The 22,561-nt window shown below is 70.7% G+C and carries 19 protein-coding genes; 3 read left to right on the forward strand and 16 right to left on the reverse strand.

The genetic code is table 11. From position 1 onward, the window contains the following. Positions 1–41: 41 nt before the first annotated feature. The 8 genes from rplW to rpsL all read right to left on the reverse strand — a co-directional run bounded on the left by rplW (position 42) and on the right by rpsL (position 6,668). Complete coding sequence (gene rplW, locus BM414_RS04410; RefSeq protein WP_093578199.1) at positions 42–344, reverse strand: 50S ribosomal protein L23; 303 nt, start codon at positions 342–344, stop codon at positions 42–44. Further along, the gene (gene rplD / locus BM414_RS04415; RefSeq protein ID WP_093578200.1) at positions 341–1,183 is read right to left on the reverse strand and encodes a 50S ribosomal protein L4; all 843 of its coding nucleotides are present in this window, start codon (positions 1,181–1,183) and stop codon (positions 341–343) included. Before rplD ends, rplW begins: the two co-directional genes overlap by 4 nt. Continuing rightward, entirely contained in the window at positions 1,180–1,845 is a 666-nt protein-coding gene (gene rplC, locus BM414_RS04420) for a 50S ribosomal protein L3 (RefSeq protein WP_093578201.1), read from the reverse strand. Before rplC ends, rplD begins: the two co-directional genes overlap by 4 nt. Positions 1,846–1,860: 15 nt before the next feature. Further along, a complete protein-coding gene (gene rpsJ, locus BM414_RS04425) occupies positions 1,861–2,166 on the reverse strand; it encodes a 30S ribosomal protein S10 (RefSeq protein WP_014742859.1) in 306 nt (101 codons plus the stop codon). A 170-nt stretch (positions 2,167–2,336) separates the two neighbouring features. Continuing rightward, positions 2,337–3,530: an elongation factor Tu gene (gene tuf / locus BM414_RS04430; RefSeq protein WP_093578202.1), complete on the reverse strand. Its 1,194-nt coding sequence runs from the start codon at positions 3,528–3,530 to the stop codon at positions 2,337–2,339. A gap of 88 nt (positions 3,531–3,618) precedes the next feature. Then, the gene (gene fusA / locus BM414_RS04435) at positions 3,619–5,718 is read right to left on the reverse strand and encodes an elongation factor G (protein ID WP_093578203.1); all 2,100 of its coding nucleotides are present in this window, start codon (positions 5,716–5,718) and stop codon (positions 3,619–3,621) included. A 105-nt stretch (positions 5,719–5,823) separates the two neighbouring features. Next, the gene (gene rpsG, locus BM414_RS04440) at positions 5,824–6,294 is read right to left on the reverse strand and encodes a 30S ribosomal protein S7 (protein ID WP_093578204.1); all 471 of its coding nucleotides are present in this window, start codon (positions 6,292–6,294) and stop codon (positions 5,824–5,826) included. After that, entirely contained in the window at positions 6,294–6,668 is a 375-nt protein-coding gene (rpsL, locus tag BM414_RS04445; protein ID WP_012950487.1) for a 30S ribosomal protein S12, read from the reverse strand. The genes rpsG and rpsL overlap by 1 nt, the downstream gene beginning before the upstream one ends. A 611-nt stretch (positions 6,669–7,279) precedes the next feature. Between rpsL and BM414_RS04450 the strand changes: the two genes are divergently transcribed. The 3 genes from BM414_RS04450 (at position 7,280) to BM414_RS04460 (ending at position 9,750) form a co-directional block, all read left to right on the forward strand. Then, on the forward strand, positions 7,280–8,245 hold the full coding sequence (locus BM414_RS04450) for a hypothetical protein (RefSeq protein WP_093578205.1): 966 nt from the start codon (positions 7,280–7,282) through the stop codon (positions 8,243–8,245). Between the two features lie 144 nt (positions 8,246–8,389). Continuing rightward, positions 8,390–8,620 (forward strand): hypothetical protein, encoded by a 231-nt coding sequence (locus BM414_RS04455; protein ID WP_093578206.1) that lies wholly within the window; start codon positions 8,390–8,392, stop codon positions 8,618–8,620. Between the two features lie 86 nt (positions 8,621–8,706). Beyond that, entirely contained in the window at positions 8,707–9,750 is a 1,044-nt protein-coding gene (locus tag BM414_RS04460; RefSeq protein WP_093578207.1) for an LLM class F420-dependent oxidoreductase, read from the forward strand. 251 nt (positions 9,751–10,001) lie between these two features. On the opposite strand, the gene BM414_RS04465 is transcribed toward BM414_RS04460, so the two are convergent. The 8 genes from BM414_RS04465 to secE all read right to left on the reverse strand — a co-directional run bounded on the left by BM414_RS04465 (position 10,002) and on the right by secE (position 22,552). Then, entirely contained in the window at positions 10,002–13,907 is a 3,906-nt protein-coding gene (locus tag BM414_RS04465; protein WP_093578208.1) for a DNA-directed RNA polymerase subunit beta', read from the reverse strand. A gap of 96 nt (positions 13,908–14,003) precedes the next feature. Further along, the gene (gene rpoB, locus BM414_RS04470; protein ID WP_217644540.1) at positions 14,004–17,513 is read right to left on the reverse strand and encodes a DNA-directed RNA polymerase subunit beta; all 3,510 of its coding nucleotides are present in this window, start codon (positions 17,511–17,513) and stop codon (positions 14,004–14,006) included. A gap of 786 nt (positions 17,514–18,299) precedes the next feature. Further along, positions 18,300–18,692: a 50S ribosomal protein L7/L12 gene (gene rplL, locus BM414_RS04475; RefSeq protein WP_093578209.1), complete on the reverse strand. Its 393-nt coding sequence runs from the start codon at positions 18,690–18,692 to the stop codon at positions 18,300–18,302. 17 nt (positions 18,693–18,709) lie between these two features. Beyond that, entirely contained in the window at positions 18,710–19,342 is a 633-nt protein-coding gene (rplJ, locus tag BM414_RS04480; RefSeq protein WP_093578210.1) for a 50S ribosomal protein L10, read from the reverse strand. 330 nt (positions 19,343–19,672) lie between these two features. Further along, the gene (gene rplA, locus BM414_RS04485; RefSeq protein ID WP_093578211.1) at positions 19,673–20,392 is read right to left on the reverse strand and encodes a 50S ribosomal protein L1; all 720 of its coding nucleotides are present in this window, start codon (positions 20,390–20,392) and stop codon (positions 19,673–19,675) included. A 131-nt stretch (positions 20,393–20,523) separates the two neighbouring features. Continuing rightward, positions 20,524–20,955 (reverse strand): 50S ribosomal protein L11, encoded by a 432-nt coding sequence (gene rplK, locus BM414_RS04490; protein WP_093578212.1) that lies wholly within the window; start codon positions 20,953–20,955, stop codon positions 20,524–20,526. A gap of 88 nt (positions 20,956–21,043) precedes the next feature. After that, positions 21,044–21,949, reverse strand: a complete 906-nt coding sequence (gene nusG / locus BM414_RS04495) for a transcription termination/antitermination protein NusG (protein WP_217644541.1) — start codon at positions 21,947–21,949, stop codon at positions 21,044–21,046. A 42-nt stretch (positions 21,950–21,991) separates the two neighbouring features. Continuing rightward, on the reverse strand, positions 21,992–22,552 hold the full coding sequence (gene secE, locus BM414_RS04500; protein ID WP_175551411.1) for a preprotein translocase subunit SecE: 561 nt from the start codon (positions 22,550–22,552) through the stop codon (positions 21,992–21,994). Positions 22,553–22,561: the final 9 nt, after the last annotated feature.

The raw sequence follows: 22,561 nt of genomic DNA on the forward strand, positions 1-22,561 counted from the left end.
CTGACTCAGTCCTCTATCTCTGGTCCGATCGGTCCAGGCGCTCAGGCGCCGGGACCACCGAAGATCTCGATGCGGTCGCCTGGGGCCAGCGAGACGATGGCGCGCTTGGTGTCCTTGCGCTTGCCCATCTGCGTGCCGCGGCTGCGCTTGCGCTTGCCCTGGCGGTTGATCGTGTTCACGGCGAGGACCTTCACGTCGAAGACCTGCTCGACCGCGATCTTGATCTGGGTCTTGTTCGCCTCGGGCAGCACCACGAACGTGTACTGGTTGTCGTCCAGCAGCCCGTAGCTCTTCTCCGAGATGACCGGCGCCAGCAGGACGTCCCGGGGGTCGCGGACGCTCATGCCTTCTCCTCGGTGCTGTCGGTGGCCTCGTCGGCCACGGAGTCCTGGGCGGTGCCCGGGTCGACGTCCAGGTCGGTGGTGCCCTGGGCCGGCTGGATCGACGGGATGGCGCCGGGGATGTCCGGCGTCGTCAGGTCGGGCTTGACCAGCGAGGTGCCGCCGCTGCCACCGTGGCCGCCGTGCGGACCGGCGACGAACTCGGCGAGGGCGGTCTCGGTGAAGACGACCTCGTCGCTGACCAGGACGTCGTAGGTGTTCAGCTGGCCGGCCTCGATCAGGTGCACGCGCGGCTCGTTGCGCAGGCTCACCCAGTTGAGGGTGTCGTCGCGGTCCAGGACCACGAGCACGCGCTTGGCGCTGGTCACCGCGTCGAGCGTGGCCAGGGCGGCCTTGGTCTTCGGGGCGTCCCCGTCGACGAAGGTGCTGACGACGTGCACGCGGCCCTCGCGCGCCCGGTCCGAGAGAGCACCGCGCAGGGCGGCGGCCTTCATCTTCTTGGGCGTCCGCTGTGAGTAGTCCCGCGGCTGGGGGCCGTGGACCGTGCCACCGCCGGTGAACTGCGGCGCGCGGATGGAGCCCTGACGGGCCCGGCCGGTGCCCTTCTGGCGGTAGGGCTTGACGCCACCACCCCGGACGGCGCCACGCGTCTTCGTCGCGTGCGTGCCCTGGCGGGCCGCGGCCAGCTGGGCCACGACCACCTGGTGCAGCAGCGAGACGTTCGCGGTGGTGTCGAAGAGGTCACCGGGCAGCGTCACGCTGCCGGCGGTCTCCCCCGCCGGCGTGCGGACGTCGACCTGGCGGTCGGCGCGCGCGCCCTCGGTCGCGGTCGACTGGGTCACTTGGTGTCACTCCCCACGGGGCCGCCCTTGACGGCCGAACGGACGAGCACGAGCCCGCCCTTCGGACCGGGGATCGCGCCCTTGATCAGCAGCAGCCCGCGCTCGGTGTCCACCTTGTGGACCACCAGCGACAGGGTCGTCGTCCTGACGGCGCCCATGCGCCCGGCCATCTTCAGGCCCTTGAACACGCGGCCGGGGGTGGAGGCACCACCGATCGAGCCCGGCGACCGGTGCTTGCGCTGGGTGCCGTGTGCCGCGCCGAGGCCCTTGAAGCCGTGACGCTTCATGACACCGGCGGTGCCCTTGCCCTTGCTGGTGCCGATGACGTCGACCTTGGCCACACCGTCGAACACGTCGACGGTCAGCTCCTGGCCGGCCGTGTACTGGCCGGCGTCCTCGGTGCGCAGCTCCACCACGTGGCGGCGGGGCGTGACCCCGGCCTTCGCGAAGTGACCACCCTCGGGCTTGTTCACCTTGCGGGGGTCGATCTCACCGAAGCCGAGCTGGACGGCCGAGTAGCCGTCGACCTCGGGGGTGCGCACCTGCGTCACCACGTTGGGGCCGGCCTTGACCACGGTCACCGGCACCATGCGGTTGTTCTCGTCGAAGACCTGGGTCATCCCCAGCTTCTCGCCGAGGAGTCCGCGGAAAGTACTCGCCATGACTGGTCTCGGTCCTTACTGGATGTTCACGTCGACCGAGGCCGGCAGGTCGATGCGCATGAGCGCGTCGACCGTCTTCGGCGTCGGGTCGAGGATGTCGATGAGCCGCTTGTGCGTGCGCATCTCGAAGTGCTCGCGCGAGTCCTTGTACTTGTGCGGCGAGCGGATGACGCAGTACACGTTCTTCTCCGTCGGCAGCGGCACCGGGCCGACGACGCGCGCACCGGTCTTCGTGACCGTGTCGACGATGCGCCGCGCCGAGGCGTCGATGGCCTCGTGGTCGTAGGCCTTCAGCCTGATGCGGATCTTCTGTCCCGCCATCGCTGTCTCTCGCTCCTGCCGATCGCTGTTCTGCTAGCTGGGGAACGCCGGGTGCGTCCGGACGTCATCCGGTCTGGCCCCAGCGGATGAGTGGCGGTGCACACAGCTGTGCGCGTCCGGCCACCCGAGGACGGGCGGCGGCCGCAACCGGCCGCCGCCCGTCAGAGGTGTTACTTGACGATCTTCGTGACGCGACCGGCGCCGACGGTGCGGCCACCCTCACGGATGGCGAACCGGAGGCCCTCCTCCATGGCGATCGGCTGGATCAGCTCGACCGTCATCTCGGTGTTGTCGCCCGGCATGACCATCTCGGTGCCGGCCGGCAGGGTCACGACGCCGGTGACGTCGGTCGTCCGGAAGTAGAACTGGGGACGGTAGTTGTTGAAGAACGGCGTGTGACGGCCACCCTCGTCCTTCGAGAGGATGTAGACCGAACCCTCGAAGTTCGTGTGCGGGGTGATCGAGCCGGGCTTCACGACGACCTGGCCGCGCTCCACGTCCTCGCGCTTGATGCCGCGCAGCAGCAGACCCACGTTGTCGCCGGCCTGGCCCTGGTCGAGCAGCTTGCGGAACATCTCGACGCCGGTGACGGTGGTCGAGGTCGAGTTCGGGCGGATGCCGACGATCTCGACGGTCTCCGACACCTTGACGATGCCGCGCTCCACGCGACCGGTGACGACGGTGCCGCGACCGGTGATGGTGAAGACGTCCTCGACGGGCATGAGGAACGGCTTGTCGATCTCACGCTCGGGCTCGGGGATCGCCGTGTCGACGGCGTTCATGAGCTCCATGAGCTTGTCGCCCCACTCGGCGTCGCCCTCGAGGGCCTTCAGCGCCGAGACGCGGACCACGGGGACGTCGTCGCCCGGGAACTCGTACTCGCTGAGCAGCTCGCGGACCTCCAGCTCGACGAGCTCGAGGATCTCCTCGTCGTCGACCATGTCGGCCTTGTTGAGCGCCACGACGATGTAGGGGACGCCGACCTGGCGGGCCAGGAGGACGTGCTCCTTGGTCTGCGGCATCGGGCCGTCGGTGGCGGCGACCACCAGGATGGCGCCGTCCATCTGCGCCGCACCGGTGATCATGTTCTTGATGTAGTCGGCGTGCCCGGGGCAGTCGACGTGCGCGTAGTGACGGTTCTCCGTCTGGTACTCGACGTGGGCGATCGAGATCGTGATGCCGCGGGCCTTCTCCTCGGGCGCCTTGTCGATCTGGTCGAAGGCCGACGCCTCGTTGAGGTCCGGGTACTTGTCGTGCAGGACCTTGGTGATCGCCGCGGTGAGCGTGGTCTTGCCGTGGTCGATGTGCCCGATGGTGCCGATGTTGACGTGCGGCTTGGTCCGCTCGAACTTGGCCTTGGCCACTGGGTTCCTCTCCTCGTGGTGTCGCAGTCGTGCTGACGCTGGGGTGGGCTTGCTGGGGGGCCGGGCGGGGGCTACCCCGCCCGGCGGGTCACTCGCCGGTGGCCTTGGCGATGATCTCCTTGGCCACGTTCTGCGGGACCTCGGCGTAGGTGTCGAACACCATGGTGTAGCTCGCCCGCCCCTGGGTGCGGCTGCGCAGGTCGCCCACGTAGCCGAACATCTCCGAGAGCGGGACCAGGGCCCGGACGACGCGGGCGCCGGAGCGCTCCTCCATCGCCTGGATCATCCCGCGCCGGGAGTTCAGGTCGCCGATGACGTCGCCCATGTAGTCCTCGGGCGTGACGACCTCGACGGCCATCATCGGCTCGAGCAGTGCCGGGCTGGCCTTGCGCGCGGCCTCCTTGAAGACCATCGAGCCGGCGATCTTGAAGGCCATCTCGGAGGAGTCGACCTCGTGGTACTGGCCGTCCACGAGGGTGGCCTTGACGCCCACCATCGGGTAGCCGGCGAGGATGCCGTACTGCATGGCGTCCTGCATGCCCTGGTCGACCGAGGGGATGTACTCCTTCGGGATGCGACCACCGGTGACGGCGTTGACGAACTCGTAGGTCGGGCCGTCGGCGGCGACCTCGAGCGGCTCGATGCTCACCTGCACCTTGGCGAACTGGCCGGACCCACCCGTCTGCTTCTTGTGGGTGTAGTCGACCTTCTCGACCGCCTTGCGGATGGTCTCGCGGTAGGCGACCTGCGGCTTGCCGACGTTGGCCTCGACCCGGAACTCGCGCCGCATGCGGTCGACGAGGATCTCCAGGTGCAGCTCGCCCATGCCGGAGATGACCGTCTGACCGGTCTCCTCGTCGAGGCGGACCTGGAAGGTCGGGTCCTCCTCGGCCAGCTTCTGGATGGCGGTGCCGAGCTTCTCCTGGTCGCCCTTGGTCTTGGGCTCGATGGCGACCGAGATGACCGGCGCGGGGAAGGTCATCGACTCCAGGATCACCGGCTTCTGCGGGTCGCAGAGGGTGTCCCCGGTCGTCGTCTGCTTGAGGCCGTTGACGGCGACGATCTCGCCGGCGCCGACGCCCTGACGCTCCTCGCGCTTGTTCGCGTGCATCTGGTAGATCTTGCCGACCCGCTCCTTGCGGTCCTTGGTGCTGTTGAGCACCGGGGAGCCGGAGTCGAGCTTGCCCGAGTACACGCGGACGTAGGTCAGCTTGCCCAGGTGCTGGTCGGTCTGGATCTTGAAGGCCAGCGCCGAGAACGGCTCGTCCTCGTCGGCGTGCCGCAGGACCTCGGTCTCGCCGTCGAGGGCGGTGCCCACGATCGCCTCGATGTCCAGCGGGCTGGGCAGGTAGTCGACGACCGCGTCGAGCAGGGGCTGGACGCCCTTGTTCTTGAACGCGGTGCCGGTGAGCACCGGGTTGACCTGGCCGGCGATGGTGGCCTTGCGGATGGCCGCCTTGAGGCGGTCGACCGTGATCTCCTCGCCGCCGAGGTAGTCCTCCATCAGCGAGTCGTCGAAGTCCGCGATGTTCTCGAGCAGCTTCTCGCGGTACTCGGCGGCCTGCTCGGCGAGCTCGGCGGGGATCTCCTCGATGGCGTAGTCCTCGCCCATCTTGGTCTCACCGCGCCAGGTGAGCGCGCGCATCTGGACCAGGTCGACGACACCGATGAAGTCGGCCTCGGCACCGATCGGCAGCTGCAGCACCAGCGGGTTGGCCGCGAGCCGCTCGATCATCATCTGCACACAGCGGAAGAAGTCGGCACCGGTGCGGTCGAGCTTGTTGACGAAGCACATGCGCGGGACGCCGTACTTCTCCGCCTGCCGCCACACCTGCTCGGTCTGCGGCTCCACGCCGGCGACACCGTCGTACACGGCCACGGCACCGTCGAGCACGCGCAGGGACCGCTCCACCTCGACGGTGAAGTCGACGTGGCCCGGGGTGTCGATGATGTTGATGTCGTGGTCGTTCCAGGAGCACTTGGTCGCGGCGGACGTGATGGTGATGCCGCGCTCCTGCTCCTGCTCCATCCAGTCCATCGTGGCCGCGCCGTCGTGGACCTCACCGATCTTGTAGTTGATGCCGGTGTAGAAGAGGATGCGCTCGGTCGTCGTGGTCTTGCCGGCGTCGATGTGCGCCATGATCCCGATGTTGCGGGTCTTGGCGAGCTGGGCCGCGTTGCTGGCCATCTGTCGTCTCCTCTTTGTATCTGGTCCGCGTGCGGGTGTCCGGGGGTGGCCCGGCGTTCCCGCCGGCGGGTGCTGGTGGACGGGTGCGTCACCAGCGGGGTGCGACTACCAGCGGTAGTGCGCGAAGGCCTTGTTCGACTCGGCCATCTTGTGCGTGTCCTCGCGGCGCTTGACCGCGGCACCGAGGCCGTTGCTGGCGTCGAGCAGCTCGTTCATGAGGCGCTCGGTCATCGTCTTCTCGCGGCGGGCGCGGCTGTACTGGATGAGCCAGCGCAGGCCGAGGGTGGTGCTCCGGGAGGCGCGGACCTCGACCGGGACCTGGTAGGTCGCACCGCCGACGCGGCGGCTGCGGACCTCGAGGGCCGGCTTGACGTTGTCCAGCGCACGCTTGAGCGTGACCACCGGGTCGGTGTCGGTCTTGGTACGGGCACCCTCGAGGGCGCCGTAGACGATCGCCTCGGCGACCGAGCGCTTGCCGTCGACCAGGACCTTGTTCACCAGCTGGGTGACCAGCGGCGACTGGTAGACCGGGTCGGCGACCAGCGGACGGCGCGGCGCGGGGCCCTTGCGCGGCATTAGCTCTTCTCCTTCTTCGCGCCGTACCGGCTGCGAGCCTGCTTGCGGTTGCGGACACCCTGGGTGTCGAGCGAGCCGCGAATGATCTTGTATCGCACGCCGGGGAGGTCCTTCACACGGCCGCCGCGCACGAGCACCATCGAGTGCTCCTGCAGGTTGTGGCCGACGCCCGGGATGTACGCGGTCACCTCGATGCCACTGGTGAGGCGGACGCGAGCGACCTTGCGCAGCGCCGAGTTCGGCTTCTTCGGCGTCGTCGTGTACACGCGGGTGCACACGCCGCGACGCTGAGGGGAGCCCTTCAACGCCGGGGTCTTGGTCTTCTCGACCTTGTCCTCGCGGCCCTTTCGGACCAGCTGGTTGATCGTGGGCATGGGTGGCCTGGATCTCCTACCTGCGCTGGGTCGTGCTGTGGACGGTGCTGCTGTCGTGTCGCCGGTGCCGGTCCTGCCGGGGTCGTCCGCCCTGGTCATGAGCCATCATCCGGCCCCCGCGGTCGGGCGTGTCGCCCGTCCCGGGACCGGTCGTGATCGGACCGGACAGGTCGCCCCCCGCGACTCGGCGCCGCCACCTCCGGGACCGTCCGTCGTGGACGGCTCACCGGGGCGGACCCGCGGCCTGGAGGACGGACCTCCGGACACCCAGGCGCACCGCGAACGGGAGCAGGCCCAGGACACCCTGGGCACGGCTGCCCACGATACCCGCGGTCTCGGAGCCGGTCAAAGCCGGGTCCCGATGGCCGAGCGGGCAGGGCCTGCCAGCCTCCCGGGCCCGCTCGACGGGGCCAACGGCGCGGTGTCGCCGGCCATTCCCGGCGGCCGCGGGGGCCGTCCGCGACGGTCCCGGGGGAGGTCGCACTGTACCGCGGCGGAGGGCCTCCGCCAGGCGTGCGGCACCGGCGTGGACGTCCCGACGGCCGCGCGACTGTCGGTGGGTCCCCCTACCGTCGGTCCCAACGAGACCACTCACCGCAACGGAGGCTACGGTGCAGATCGACTCGGCGCGAGAGCTCAAGGCCCGGCTGTCCGCCCGGCTGTCCGAGGGTTTCCCCCTGGCCACCGCGAGCGGACTGGGCGGCCGGCTGTGGACCCGGCCGGCCATCGGGCTGACTCCGGTCGGGCCGGGGAGGGCACACCTGGCCATCCGCGTGGCCGCCCAGGACGACGCCCGGGTGCTGCTGACCGGCCTCGACGACGCGGTGCGCGCCGAGGTCGACGTCCGCGTGACCGGGCCGATACTGCCCTTCTCCTCCCCTCCCCCGGCCGACCTGCAGCGGCGCGCCCGCCCGCTCCGCCCGGGACTGTCGGTGGCGCACCCCGCGGTGAGCGCCGGGACGCTCGGGGGCTTCGTCCGTCTCGGCGGCCGCCTGGCGATCCTGTCGAACAACCACGTGCTGGCCGCGGCCGACGCCGGCGCGGTGGGCGACGCGGTGCTGCAGCCCGGGCCGGCCGACGGCGGGGTCGCCACCGACCGGGTCGCCACGCTGAGCGCCTTCGAGCGCTTCTCCGACGGCCCCAACCGGGTCGACGCCGCGGTCGCCGTCCTCGACGAGGGCGTCGACGCCGAGCCCGGCCTGGTGCCGGGTGGGCCGCTGGCGGCCACCGTGGCCGACGGCGAGGAGGTGGAGCCCGACGAGGAGGTCGAGAAGGTCGGCCGCACCACGGGGCACACGCGCGGGCGGGTCACCGCCGTGGAGGTGGACGGGGTCGCCGTCCAGTACGACGACGGCGTGCACGTCTTCGACGACCAGATCGAGATCGAGGGGCTGTCGGGGGCCTTCTCCGAGGGCGGGGACAGCGGCTCGGTCATCTGGCGCAGCGCCGACCGCGTGCCCCTGGCCCTGCTGTTCGCCGGCAGCAGCGAGGGGGGTAGCGGCGGCGCCGGGCTGACCTTCGCCAACCCGCTGTCGACGGTGCTGGCCACCCTGGGCGTGGAGTGGGTCGCCTCCTGACCGCTCGAGGTCGTTCCCCCGGGTCAGGGGGATGTCGCTCCGGGCGGGAACGAGGCACGATGGGGAGGTGACCGAGCCCGCGCGGCCGTCCGGGACCCCCCGAGTCCCGGGCACCCGGCACGCGGGCGTCAGCGAGGAGACCTCGTGACCGACCGTGCCGCCGCCCGCGCCGCCAAGACCACGCTCGCCGGTCAGCTGTCCGCTCAGCCCGGCGTCGTCGGGATCGGGCTGGCGCGGCGGGACAGCGGCTACGTGGTCAAGGTCGACGTCGCCGACGCGGCCGCGGCCGGACTGGTCCCCCGCGACGTCGACGGCGTCCGCGTGGTCACCGAGGTCGTCGGCGTGATCCGGCCCCTGCGCAGCCGCACCGCCTGAGCCGCTCCCGCACGTCCCGGGGGCCGCCGCCCCCGCTACGGTCGCCGGTGGCGCCGACGCGGGCGCCGCCGACCAGAGGAGTGCAGGTGCGCATCGGCATCCAGGCCAGTTACGCGGGGGGTTTCCAGGAGACGGCGGCAGAGATCGTCGACCTGGAGGCCGCGGGGCTCGACCTCGCCATGTGCGCGGAGGTCTACACCTTCGACGCCGTCAGCCAGCTCGGCTACCTGGCCGCCGTCACGCAGCGGGTCGAGCTGATGAGCGCCATCCTGCCGATCTACAGCCGCACGCCGGCCCTGACGGCGATGACCGCGGCCGGGCTGGACTTCGTCTCCGGCGGCCGGTTCACGCTGGGGCTGGGCGCCTCGGGCCCGCAGGTGATCGAGGGCTGGCACGGCGTCCCCTACGACGCGCCGCTGCAGCGCACCCGCGAGGTCGTGGAGATCTGCCGCCAGGTGTGGCGGCGGGACCGGCTGGTGCATGGCGGCCCGAAGTACACCGTGCCGCTGCCGGCCGACCAGGGCACCGGCCTGGGCAAGCCGCTGAAGCTGATCAACACCCCCGTGCGCGAGCGGATCCCCGTCATGCTGGCCGCGCTCGGCCCGAAGAACGTGGAGCTGGCCGCCGAGATCGCCGAGGTCTGGGAGCCGATCTGGTTCATGCCGGAGCGCGCCGACGACGTCTGGGGCGACTCCCTGCGGGCCGGGACGGCCAAGCGCGACGCCGAGCTCGGCGACCTGCAGGTGATCTGCGGCGTGCCCGTGGCGATCGGCGAGGACGTCGACCACCTGCACGACCACGTCCGGCCGCAGCTGGCGCTCTACGTCGGCGGCATGGGCGCCAAGGGCAAGAACTTCTACAACGACCTGGCACGGCGCTACGGGTACGAGGAGGCGGCCGAGACCGTCCAGGACCTCTACCTGGGCGGCAAGAAGGACGAGGCAGCCGCGGCACTGCCCGAGGAGTTCGTCCGCAAGGTGTCGCTCATCGGACCGGAGTCCTACGTGGCCGAGCGGGTCGCCGCCTACGCCGAGGCCGGCGTCACCACCCTCGCGCTGCAGCCGCTCGACGACAGCCGGGAGAGCCGGCTGCGCACCGTGGAGACCATGCGCCGCCTCGCCGACGGCTAGGAGAGGCGTTGCGTCACGTGACGCCTCGGCGCCCGGGCAACGGCGAGGTCCCCTGACCCGTCGGGGACGGCAGGCACCGGGAGTGGCCCGGTCGCGGGGCCCGGAGGGTCCCCGACCGGGACACGGGAGGGGCTCCGCGGCGGCCGGGGACGGCACCTGGCCGCGATGGGAGCCCGGTAGGGCGACGTCATACGCAGAAGGGCCCCGCAGATCTCGCGATCTGCGGGGCCCTTCTCACGTGCTACCGGGGATCAGCCCCGCCAGTCGTACTCCTCGAGACGCACGGCCTCACCGGAGCCCGACCCGAACACGTCCGGGCTGTAGTACTGCCCGTCGTCGTACCCGGCCATCGTGTAGACGGCGGCGCGGGCCTCCTCGGTCGGCTCGACCGTGATGTTCCGGTAGCGGCTGATGCCCGTACCCGCCGGGATCAGCTTGCCGATGATCACGTTCTCCTTGAGGCCGAGCAGGCTGTCGCTCTTTCCCTGGATCGCGGCGTCGGTGAGCACCTTGGTCGTCTCCTGGAAGGAGGCGGCCGACAGCCACGACTCGGTCGCGAGCGAGGCCTTGGTGATGCCCATGAGCACCGGACGGGCCGAGGCCGGCTCGCCGCCCTCGGCGACGACGCGGCGGTTCTCGGTCTCGAACAGCGTCCGCTCGACCAGCGCACCGGGGAGGAACTCCGTGGCGCCCGAGTCGATGATGGTCACCCGCTTGAGCATCTGGCGGATGATCACCTCGATGTGCTTGTCGTGGATCGACACGCCCTGGCTGCGGTAGACCTCCTGGACCTCGCGGACGAGGTGCAGCTGCACCTCGCGCGGGCCCATGATCCGCAGCACCTCGTGCGGGTCGACTGCACCCTCGGTGAGCTGCTCGCCGACCTCGACGTGGGCACCGTCCTCGACCCGCAGCCGCGACCGGCGCGACAGCTTGTCGTAGACGACCTCGTCGGAGCCGTCGTCCGGGGTGATGGTCAGCTTCCGGAACTGCTCGCCGTCCTCGATCCGGACGGAGCCGGCCAGCTCGGCGATCGGGGCCTTGCCCTTGGGGACGCGGGCCTCGAAGAGCTCCACCACACGCGGCAGACCGTGGGTGATGTCCTCACCCGCGACACCACCGGTGTGGAAGGTGCGCATCGTCAGCTGGGTGCCGGGCTCACCGATCGACTGGGCGGCGATGATGCCGACCGCCTCGCCGACGTCGACGAGCTTGCCGGTGGCCAGCGACCGGCCGTAGCAGGTCGCGCAGGTGCCCAACAGGGACTCGCAGGTCAGGACGCAGCGGACCTTGACCTCGGCGACACCGGCGTCGACCAGGGCGCCGATGAGCACGTCACCCAGGTCCTCACCGGCCCGCGCGACGAGCGTGCCGTCCTCGGCCGTCACGTCGGCGGCCAGCGAGCGGGCGTACACGCTGGTCTCGACGTGCGCGTCCCGGGTGAGCCGGCCGTCGATCACGGTCGCGATCGGCATGATCACGCCGCGCTCGGTGCCGCAGTCCTCCTCGCGGATGATGACGTCCTGCGAGACGTCGACCAGCCGTCGGGTGAGGTACCCGGAGTCCGCGGTGCGGAGCGCGGTGTCGGCCAGGCCCTTGCGCGCACCGTGCGTGGAGATGAAGTACTCCAGCACGGACAGACCCTCCCGGAAGTTGGCCTTGATCGGCCGCGGGATGATCTCGCCCTTCGGGTTGGCCACCAGACCGCGCATGCCGGCGATCTGGCTGATCTGCATCATGTTGCCTCGGGCGCCCGAGTTGACCATGACCCAGACCGGGTTGGTGGTCGGGAAGTTGTCCACCATCGCCTGGCTGACCTCGGCCCGCGCGCGGGTCCAGATCTCGATGAGCTCGCCACGGCGCTCGGAGTCGGTGATGACACCGCGCTCGTACTGCCGCTCGATGCCCCGCGCCTCGGCCTCGTGCCGGTCGAGGATCTCCTGCTTGGCCGGCGGGGTGACGACGTCGTCGATGGCGATCGTGACGCCCGAGCGGGTCGCCCAGCGGAAGCCGGCCGACTTGAGGGCGTCCAGCGTCGCCGCGACCTGCACCTTGGGGTAGCGCTCGGCGAGGTCGTTGACGATCGCCCCGAGCTCCTTCTTCGGCACCTGGTAGTTGACGAAGCGGTAGTCCTCGGGCAGGGCCTCGTTGAACAGCACCCGGCCCAGGCTCGTGCGCACCAGCGAGGGGGCACCCGAGGTCCAGTCCTCGGGCTGCTCCCAGGGCTCGTTGACCTTGCCGTTGTCGACGCCGAACACCTCGTCGAGGCGGATCAGCGCCCGCTCCTGCAGACCCAGCGCACCCTTGTCGTAGGCCATGATCGCCTCGGCCGTCGACGCGAACGCCGCCGGCTGGCCACCGTCGGCCTCGTACCGGCTCGGCACCAGGGTGGTCAGGTGGTACAGGCCCAGCACCATGTCCTGGGTCGGCGCGGTGATCGGACGACCGTCGGCCGGGCTCAGGATGTTGTTGCTGGACAGCATGAGGATGCGGGCCTCGGCCTGCGCCTCGGCCGACAGCGGCAGGTGGACCGCCATCTGGTCACCGTCGAAGTCGGCGTTGAAGGCCGTGCAGACCAGCGGGTGGATCTGGATGGCCTTGCCCTCGACCAGCTGCGGCTCGAACGCCTGGATGCCCAGGCGGTGCAGCGTCGGCGCCCGGTTGAGCAGCACCGGGTGCTCGGTGATGACCTCCTCGAGCACGTCCCACACGACGGGACGGGCGCGCTCGACCATGCGCTTGGCGCTCTTGATGTTCTGCGCGTGGTTGAGGTCGACCAGCCGCTTCATGACGAAGGGCTTGAACAGCTCCAGCGCCATCTGCTTGGGCAGGCCGCACTGGTGCAGCTTCAGCTGCGGGCCGACGACGATGACCGAGCGGCCGGAGTAGTCGACGCGCTTGCCGAGCAGGTTCTGGCGGAACCGGCCCTGCTTGCCCTTGAGCAGGTCCGACAGCGACTTGAGCGGGCGGTTGCCCGGGCCGGTGACCGGCCGGCCGCGGCGGCCGTTGTCGAACAACGCGTCCACGGACTCCTGGAGCATCCGCTTCTCGTTGTTGACGATGATCTCGGGCGCGCCGAGGTCGAGCAGCCGCTTGAGCCGGTTGTTCCGGTTGATCACCCGGCGGTACAGGTCGTTCATGTCGCTGGTGGCGAAGCGGCCACCGTCGAGCTGCACCATCGGGCGCAGGTCCGGCGGGATGACCGGCACGCAGTCCAGCACCATGCCCATGGGCGAGTTGCGGGTCTGCTGGAACGCCGCGACGACCTTGAGCCGCTTGAGGGCCCGCAGCTTGCGCTGGCCCTTGCCGTTGCGGATGGTGTCGCGCAGCGAGGCGGCCTCGGCGTCGAGGTCGAAGTCGGCCAGCAGCTTCTGCAGGGCCGCGGCACCCATGCCACCCACGAAGAACTCACCGAAGCGGTCGCGCAGCTCGCGGTAGAGGCCCTCGTCGGCGATGAGCTGCTTCACCTCGAGCTTGCGGAAGGTGTCGAGCACCTCCTCGAGGCGGTCGATCTCCCGCTGGGCGCGGTCGCGCAGCTGGCGCATCTCGCGCTCGCCGCCCTCGCGCACCTTGCGGCGGACGTCGGACTTGGCGCCCTCCGCCTCGAGCTCGGCCAGGTCGGCCTCGAGCTTCTGCTGGCGGGCCTCGACGTCGGCGTCGCGCCGGCTCTCGAGGTTGTGCTTCTCCGCGCTGATCTCGGCCTCGATGGTCGGGAGGTCGCGGTGGCGCGCCTCGTCGTCGACCGAGGTGATCAGGTAGGCGGCGAAGTAGATGATCTTCTCGAGGTCCTTGGGCGCCAGGTCGAGCAGGTAGCCCAGGCGCGAGGGCACGCCCTTGAAGAACCAGATGTGGGTGACCGGCGCGGCCAGCTCGATGTGGCCCATCCGCTCGCGGCGGACCTTGGCCCGGGTCACCTCGACGCCGCAGCGCTCACAGATGATGCCCTTGAAGCGGACGCGCTTGTACTTGCCGCAGTAGCACTCCCAGTCCCGGGTGGGACCGAAGATCTTCTCGCAGAAGAGACCGTCCTTCTCCGGACGCAGCGTGCGGTAGTTGATGGTCTCGGGCTTCTTCACCTCACCGTGCGACCACTGACGGATGTCGTCGCCGGTGGCCAGACCGATGCGGAGCTCGTCGAAGAAGTTGACGTCGAGCACTGAGTGGACCCCTTTCCCGGGGCTCGGTTACTGCTTTTTCGATCGGAAGGTCGGGGGCGCCGGCCGGCCCACCGCGGTGGGCCGGCCGGCGGCCGATCACACGTCCTCGACGCTGGAGGGCTCGCGGCGGGACAGGTCGATGCCCAGCTCCTCCGCGGCCCGGAACACCTCGTCGTCGGTGTCGCGCAGCTCGATCGCCTGCCCGTCGCCGGACAGCACCTCGACGTTGAGGCAGAGCGACTGCAGCTCCTTGAGCAACACCTTGAACGACTCGGGGATGCCCGGCTCGGGGATGTTCTCGCCCTTGACGATGGCCTCGTAGACCTTGACGCGGCCGAGGATGTCGTCGGACTTGATGGTCAGCAGCTCCTGCAGCGCGTACGCCGCGCCGTAGGCCTGCATCGCCCAGCACTCCATCTCACCGAAGCGCTGGCCACCGAACTGGGCCTTACCACCCAGCGGCTGCTGCGTGATCATCGAGTACGGGCCGGTCGACCGGGCGTGGATCTTGTCGTCGACCAGGTGCAGGAGCTTCAGGATGTACACGTAGCCCACCGAGATCGGCTCGGGGAAGGGCTCCCCGGAGCGGCCGTCGAACAGCCGCGCCTTGCCGGTCTCCTGCACCATCCGGTTGCCGTCGCGGTTCGGGATCGTCGAGCCCAGCAGGCCGATGATCTCCTCCTCGCGGGCGCCGTCGAACACCGGCGTCGCGGTCCGGGTGCCGGGCTGCGCCTCACGCGCCTGCTCGGGCAGGTTGGCCGCCCACCCGGGGTCGCCCTCGACCTGCCAGCCGGACTTGGCGATCCACCCGAGGTGGGTCTCCAGGACCTGGCCGACGTTCATCCGGCCGGGGACGCCGAGCGGGTTGAGGACGATGTCCACGGGGGTGCCGTCCTCGAGGAACGGCATGTCCTCCTGCGGCAGGATCTTCGCGATGACGCCCTTGTTGCCGTGGCGCCCGGCGAGCTTGTCGCCGTCGGAGATCTTGCGCATCTGGGCGACGTAGACCCGGATCAGCTCGTTGACGCCGGCGGGCAGCTCGTCGCCGTCCTCGCGCGAGAACACGCGGACGCCGATGACCTTGCCGGACTCACCGTGCTTGACCTTGAGGCTGGTGTCGCGGACCTCGCGGGCCTTCTCGCCGAAGATCGCCCGCAGCAGCCGCTCCTCGGGGGTCAGCTCGGTCTCGCCCTTGGGCGTGACCTTGCCGACGAGGATGTCGCCGGGGACGACCTCGGCACCGATGCGGATGATGCCGCGCTCGTCGAGGTCGGCGAGGACCTCCTCGGAGACGTTCGGGATGTCCCGGGTGATCTCCTCGGCACCGAGCTTGGTGTCGCGGGCGTCGACCTCGAACTCCTCGATGTGGATCGAGGACAGGACGTCGTCCTGCACGAGGCGCTGCGACAGGATGATCGCGTCCTCGTAGTTGTGGCCCTCCCACGGCATGAAGGCGACGAGCAGGTTCTTGCCCAGCGCCATCTCACCCTGGTCGGTGCACGGCCCGTCGGCGATGACCTGGCCGACCTCGACCCGCTGGCCCTCGTCGACGACGGGGGTCTGGTTGATCGAGGTGCCCTGGTTCGAGCGGCGGAACTTCAGCAGCCGGTAGGTCTGCCGGGTCCCGTCGTCGGCCATGACGGTGACGTAGTCGGCGGTCGAGTCCTCGACCACACCGGCCTTCTCCGCCACGACGACGTCGCCGGCGTCGACGGCGGCCCGCAGCTCCATGCCGGTGCCGACCAGCGGCGCCTCGCTGCGCAGCAGCGGGACGGCCTGACGCTGCATGTTCGCGCCCATGAGCGCGCGGTTGGCGTCGTCGTGCTCGAGGAACGGGATCATCGCCGTCGCGACCGAGGTCATCTGCCGCGGCGAGACGTCCATGTAGTCGACGTTCTCGGGGACGAGGTAGTCGACCTCACCGCCCTTGGTGCGGACCAGGACGCGGTCCTCGGCGAACCGGCCCTGCGCGTCCAGCGGCGAGTTGGCCTGGGCGACGACGAAGCGGTCCTCCTCGTCGGCGGTCAGGTAGTCGATCGAGTCGGTGACCGTGCCGTTGACGACCCGCCGGTAGGGGGTCTCGATGAAGCCGAAGGCGTTGACCCGCCCGTAGGCCGACAGCGAGCCGATCAGGCCGATGTTCGGGCCTTCCGGCGTCTCGATCGGGCACATCCGGCCGTAGTGGCTCGGGTGCACGTCGCGGACCTCCATGCCGGCCCGCTCACGGGACAGACCACCCGGGCCCAGCGCCGACAGGCGGCGCTTGTGGGTCAGGCCCGCGAGCGGGTTGGTCTGGTCCATGAACTGCGACAGCTGGCTGGTGCCGAAGAACTCCTTGATGGAGGCGACGACCGGCCGGATGTTGATCAGGGTCTGCGGCGTGATCGCCTCGACGTCCTGGGTCGTCATCCGCTCGCGGACGACGCGCTCCATGCGGGAGAGGCCGACCCGGATCTGGTTCTGGATCAGCTCGCCGACGGTGCGCAGGCGGCGGTTGCCGAAGTGGTCGATGTCGTCGACGCCGTGGTCGGGCTCGCCGGCGTGCAGCCGCACGACGTACTCGATGGTGGCGACGATGTCGTCCTCGGTCAGCGTGGAGGTCGGCTGGGGCACCTCGACGCCGAGCTTCTTGTTGACCTTGTAGCGGCCGACCTTGGCCAGGTCGTAGCGCTTCGGGTTGAAGAAGAGGTTCTCCAGCAGGGCCTGGGCGCTCTCCCGCGTCGGCGGCTCGCCCGGCCGCAGCTTGCGGTAGATGTCGAGCAGCGCCTCGTCCTGCCCGGCGATGTGGTCCTTCTCCAGAGTGGCGAGGACGGTGGGCGACCACTGGAAGTGCTCGCGGATGCGGTCCTCGGTCCAGCCCAGCGCCTTGAGCAGCACGGTGACCGGCTGGCGGCGCTTGCGGTCGATGCGGACGCCGACGGTGTCGCGCTTGTCGACGTCGAACTCCAGCCACGCACCACGGCTGGGGATCACCTTGGCGCTGAAGACGTCCTTGTCGGAGGTCTTGTCCAGGGTCTTGTCGAAGTAGACGCCGGGGCTGCGCACGAGCTGGGAGACCACGACGCGCTCGGTGCCGTTGATGACGAACGTGCCCTTGTTCGTCATGATCGGAAAGTCGCCCATGAACACCGTCTGGCTCTTGATCTCGCCGGTGGTGTTGTTCATGAACTCGGCGGTGACGAACAGCGGCGCCGCGTAGGTCATGTCCTTGTCCTTGCACTCCTCGAGGGACGCCTTGACGTCCTCGAAGCGCGGGTTGGAGAAGGACAGCGACATCGAGCCGCTGAAGTCCTCGATCGGGGAGATCTCCTCGAGGATCTCGGCCAGGCCGCCGACGGCGGCGGCCTGCTCCTCGGGCGAGAGGGTGGCGCGCCACTCGGGGCTGCCGACCAGCCAGTCGAAGGACGCGGTCTGCAGGGCGAGCAGGTCCGGGACCTCGAGGGGCTCGGAGATCTTCGCGAACGAGACCCGGAGGGGGGCGCCGGGGATCTTCTGCTGGTCGGCCTCTCCGGTGCGGGGGCCGGCCTGGGGAGTCTGGTTCTGCTGGCCGTAGCCGCCGGACTCGGTGGTGCTGGGGGAGATGCTGGTGGGGCGAGAGCCTGCCAAGATGCGTCCTTCCAAGGACCTCACGACGTGCGGGCGGTGGGTGCTGGTTCGTCCTGGGTCGTCGTCGGTTTCGGCGGGGCTGTCCACGGCGTCCGGCCCGCTGGGTCGACGGGGTCGTCGCCGGGGTGCCGGGTGATCCCGGGCACCCCAGGTGACCCGTCTCGGCGGGCAGGCAGTCAGGGGGCAGCGCAACAGAGAACCCTACCCCTGCTCGCGAACGCTGTCCACGTCGGGGGGAGTGGCGACCCACACCACGTCCCCGGTAAGGACGGCGCCGACACGACGGGCGGCATTCCGCGCGCCGATGATGCCAGTCCGGGTGCCCCGTTGTCGCCGCCACGCCGGAAGAGGACCGCGGGGCGGGACCGCCGGAGGTCGTGAGCAGCGTCAGGTCGCTGGTCCCCCACTCGCCGTCGACGCGGGTCGGCGGCAGGGTCGGCGGGACGTCGCTCCAGGTGTCCTGGCTGCCGGACGACCTGGTCAACCCCCGGAACCGGACCGCAACGCCCGCTGTCGACATCCTCGTCCCCCGGCTCCGTCGCCGGCCGGACCAGCGCGTCCGGCTCCGACCACTCAGGGGTGACGAGGACGGCCGGGGGCGGTCGCATGCCTCACCCCCTCCACCTGACACGGGTCGCTGTCACGTCACCCGCATGCGACAGGGGCCGCTCCCCCGGAGGAGAACGGCCCCTGTGGCGTTCTGGGTTGTGCAGGTCCCCGGCTCGGGCCGGGGACGGTGTCACGCGACGGTGACGTACCCGGCCATCGGAACGGCCGGGCAAGGGGTCACTTGACGGTGACGGTGGCGCCGGCGCCCTCGAGAGCGGCCTTCGCCTTCTCGGCGGCGTCCTTGGCGACCTTCTCCAGGACCGGCTTCGGCGCGCCGTCGACCAGGTCCTTGGCCTCCTTGAGGCCGAGCGAGGTCAGGCCGCGCACCTCCTTGATGACCTGGATCTTCTTGTCACCGGCAGCCTCGAGGATGACGTCGAACTCGTCCTGCTCCTCGGCGGCGGGGGCACCGCCGTCGCCACCACCGGCGGGCGCAGCGGCCGCGACGGCGACGGGGGCAGCCGCGGTGACCTCGAAGGTCTCCTCGAACTGCTTCACGAAGTCGGACAGCTCGAGCAGCGTCATCTCCTTGAACGCGTCGAGCAGCTCCGTGGTGGACAGCTTGGCCATGATCTCTCCTTCTGGGGTCAGTCGGTGCTGGCCGCGGCGTCCGCGGCGTCAGCGGTGTCGGTGGGGGTGTCGGCAGCAGTGCCATCGGTGGCCGGGGCGTCCGCGGCAGCGGTGTCGGCGGCCGGAGCGTCGCCCTCGGCGGGCTTCTTCTCCTGCAGCGCGGCGGCCAGACGGGCGACCTGCGACAGCGGGGCCTGGAACAGCCCGGCGGCCTTGGTGAGGTTGCCCTTCATCGCGCCGGCCAGCTTGGCCAGCAGCACCTCGCGCGGCTCGACGTCGGCGAGGGCGGTGACCTCGGCGGGGCTGACGGTGCGGCCCTCGACGACGCCGCCCTTGACGACGAGCAGCGGGTTGGCACGCGCGAAGTCACGGATGGCCTTGGCGGCCTCGACGACGTCGCCCTCGATGAAGGCGATCGCGGTCGGGCCGTTGAGCAGCGGGGCCAGGTCGGTGTGCCCGACCGAGTCCGCCGCCCGCTTCGTCAGGGTGTTCTTGACGACGGCGTAGCTGCTGCCCGCACCGAGGGAACGACGCAGCTGGGTCAGCTGCGTCACGGTCAGCCCGCGGTACTCGGTGAGCACGGCCGCGCTGGACTTCTGGAACCGCTCGGTGATCTCGTCGATCACCGCGGCCTTCGCCTGCGTGGGCATGGGCCTCCTCTCGTCTGACGGGCGACCACTCGTGCGCCGTACGAGAGCGGGCGATCGGGGCCCGGAGACGACGAACGCCCCGGCGCAGGCGCACGGGGCGAGGGACGGCGGGCACGGGGCGCCGCGTCGATCGATCCGTCCTCCTGCGCGGGCCGCCCGGTGGATCCGGGACCTTCGATCGCACGCGGACGTGCGACGACCAGCGGTCGTGGGGGGAACGTCGATGAGCATACGCGACCGCGCGGCGGGGGCGGCGGCCGGTGCCCGGGAACGGCAGAGGCCCCGCCGCGCGCTCGCGCGCGGCGGGGCCTCCGGGGACCGCAGGGGTCCTCACGCGGTGGGCTCGTCCACCGTCAGGTTGCGGGTGCGGTTGGGGTCGACCGGGATGCCCGGGCCCATGGTCGTGGAGATGGTGACCTTCCGGAGGTACCGCCCCTTGGCGGCGGCCGGCTTGGCGCGCAGCACCTCGTCGAGGGCGGCGGCGTAGTTCTCCACGAGACGGGTCTCGTCGAAGGAGGTCTTGCCGATCACCAGGTGCAGGTTGGCCTGCTTGTCGGTGCGGAAGTTGACCTTGCCGCCCTTGATGTCGTTGACGGCCTTGGTGACGTCGGGGGTCACGGTGCCGGTCTTCGGGTTCGGCATCAGGCCGCGGGGCCCGAGGATGCGGGCGACGCGACCGACCTTGGCCATCTGGTCCGGGGTGGCGACCGCGGCGTCGAAGTCCAGGAAGCCGCCCTGGATGCGCTCGATCAGGTCGTCCGAGCCGACGACGTCGGCGCCGGCGGCCTCGGCCTCGGCGGCCCTGTCTCCGGTCGCGAAGACGATGACGCGGGCGGTCTTGCCGGTGCCGTGGGGCAGGTTGACCGTGCCGCGGACCATCTGGTCGGCCTTGCGCGGGTCGACGCCCAGCCGGATCGCCACCTCGACGGTCGCGTCGTAGGTGGTCGGCGAGGTCTCCTTCGCCAGCCCCGCCGCCTGCAGCGGGCTGTAGAGGCTCTCGCGGTCGACCTTGGCTGCCGCCTCGCGGTACTTCTTTCCGTGCTTCGCCATGGTGGTGTCCTCTCCCCCGGGCGCGTGGCCCGGGGATCTCGTGGTGTGCGGGCCTGGCGCGGCCCTCCCACAACTGCTCGGGCTCGGACGAGCCCGGATGGTGCAATGCCGCCGGTGACCGGCGGCTTCCGTCAGCCCTGGACGGTGATGCCCATCGAGCGGGCGGTGCCGGCGATGATGCGCTCGGCCTCGTCCAGCGAGTTGGCGTTGAGGTCGGGCATCTTGGTCTGCGCGATCTCGCGGACCTGGTCGCGGGTGACGGTGGCGACCTTGGTCTTGTGCGGCTCGCCGGAGCCCTTCTCGACACCGGCGGCCTTGAGCAGCATGCGCGCGGCCGGCGGGGTCTTGGTGACGAAGGTGAACGAGCGGTCCTCGAACACCGAGATCTCGACGGGCACGACGTCACCGCGCTGCGACTCGGTCGCCGCGTTGTACGCCTTGCAGAACTCCATGATGTTGACGCCGTGCTGGCCGAGCGCCGGACCGACGGGCGGCGCGGGGGTGGCCGCACCGGCCTTGATCTGGAGCTTGATGACCGCGGTCAACCGCTTCCTGGGGGGCATGACTTCCTTCTTCGTGACGGGATGGAACGGCCGCGTCGTCGGGTCCCGCCGCGAGGGTAGGAGCGGCGGGGGGCGACGCGGTCCTTGCTCAGATCTTGGCGACCTGCGTGAACGAGAGCTCGACCGGCGTCTCCCGGCCGAAGATCGAGACCAGCACCTGCAGCTTCTGCTGCTCCGCGTTGATCTCGTTGATGGTCGCCGGGAGGGTGGCGAAGGGGCCGTCCATCACGGTGACCGACTCGCCGACCTCGAAGTCGACCAGCGTCGTCGGCGCTGCTGCCGCAGCCGGCGAGGCGGCCTCGGCCGCCTTGGCCGCCTGGGGCGGGGCGTCCGGGACCAGCAGGTTCACGACCTCGTCGATCGACAGCGGCGAGGGCCGGGAGGTGGCACCGACGAAGCCGGTGACGCCGGGGGTGTTGCGGACCGCGCCCCAGGACTCGTCGTTGAGGTCCATGCGGACGAGCAGGTAGCCGGGCAGCTTCTTCCGGTTGACCTGCGTGCGCTTGCCGTTCTTGATCTCGGTGACCTCCTCGGTGGGCACCTCGATCTGGAAGATGTAGTCCTCCATGTCCAGCGACTGGATGCGGGACTCGAGGTTGGTCTTCACCTTGTTCTCGTAGCCCGCGTAGGAGTGGATGACGTACCAGTCGCCGAACTGGGTGCGCAGCGTGCGCTTGAGGGTCTCCCGGGGGTCCTCGTCCTCCGCCTCGGCCTCGGCCAGCGCCTCGGTCACGATCGGGTCGTGGTCGGAGGCGGGCGCGGCCAGCGGATCGCCGACCAGGCTGTCGCGGCCACCGTTCTCCACCGCCGGGGTCACGTCGGCCACGCCGGTGGCGGTGTCCTGGTCGGTGGTGTCGATCGAGCCCTCGGCCGAGCCGGGCTCACCGGCACCGGTCTCGAGGTCCACGCTGCCGCGGACGTCCATGCGCGCGTCGTCGAGGTCGATGGCCTCGACGTCGCTGTCGGTGTCGAAGGGCTCGCGGGGGTCGGTCACGGGGATCTCTTCCTTGTCGGGGTGCGTGCAGGCGCGGGGCGGTCAGCCGAAGACGGCGAGCACGCCCTGCGCGAAGAGGACGTCGAGGCCCGCGACGAGCGCCACCATGAACGCCACGAAGATGATGACCACGGTGGTGTAGGTGATCAGCTCTCGGCGGCCCGGCCAGATGACCTTGCGCAGCTCGGCCACGACCTCGCGGAGGAAGCGGCGCAGGCTCCGCCGGCGGCGCACCTCGTCGGACCGGGCGCGCTGCGCGGCGGACCGCGACCGGGTGCCGGCACCCTCGGCCGCGCGGCCGGAGGCGCTGCTGCCGGACGCGCTGCTGCCGCCGGTGCGCTCGCGGGCGGCACGGCGGGTGCGCGGGGCGACCGTCTCGTCGTCCTCGTCGTCGCCGGCGGTGATCCGGCCGCCCCGGCGGCGGGCCGGGGTGTTGACGACCTTGTCCTCGCCGGCCTCGGCCTCGGCGGCGACCTCGTCCTCGGCGGCCTCCAGCTCGGCGGCGTCCTCGACGCCCGGCGCCTCGCGGTCGAGCTGCTCGTCGGTCAGCTCGGCGTCCGAGGCGGAGCGGGGGTCCTCCCCCGGGTCCGGCTTCTCGCTCACTGCGCCTCG

The sequence above is a fragment of the Geodermatophilus amargosae genome, assembly GCF_900116515.1.
GTDB lineage: Bacteria > Actinomycetota > Actinomycetes > Mycobacteriales > Geodermatophilaceae > Geodermatophilus > Geodermatophilus amargosae.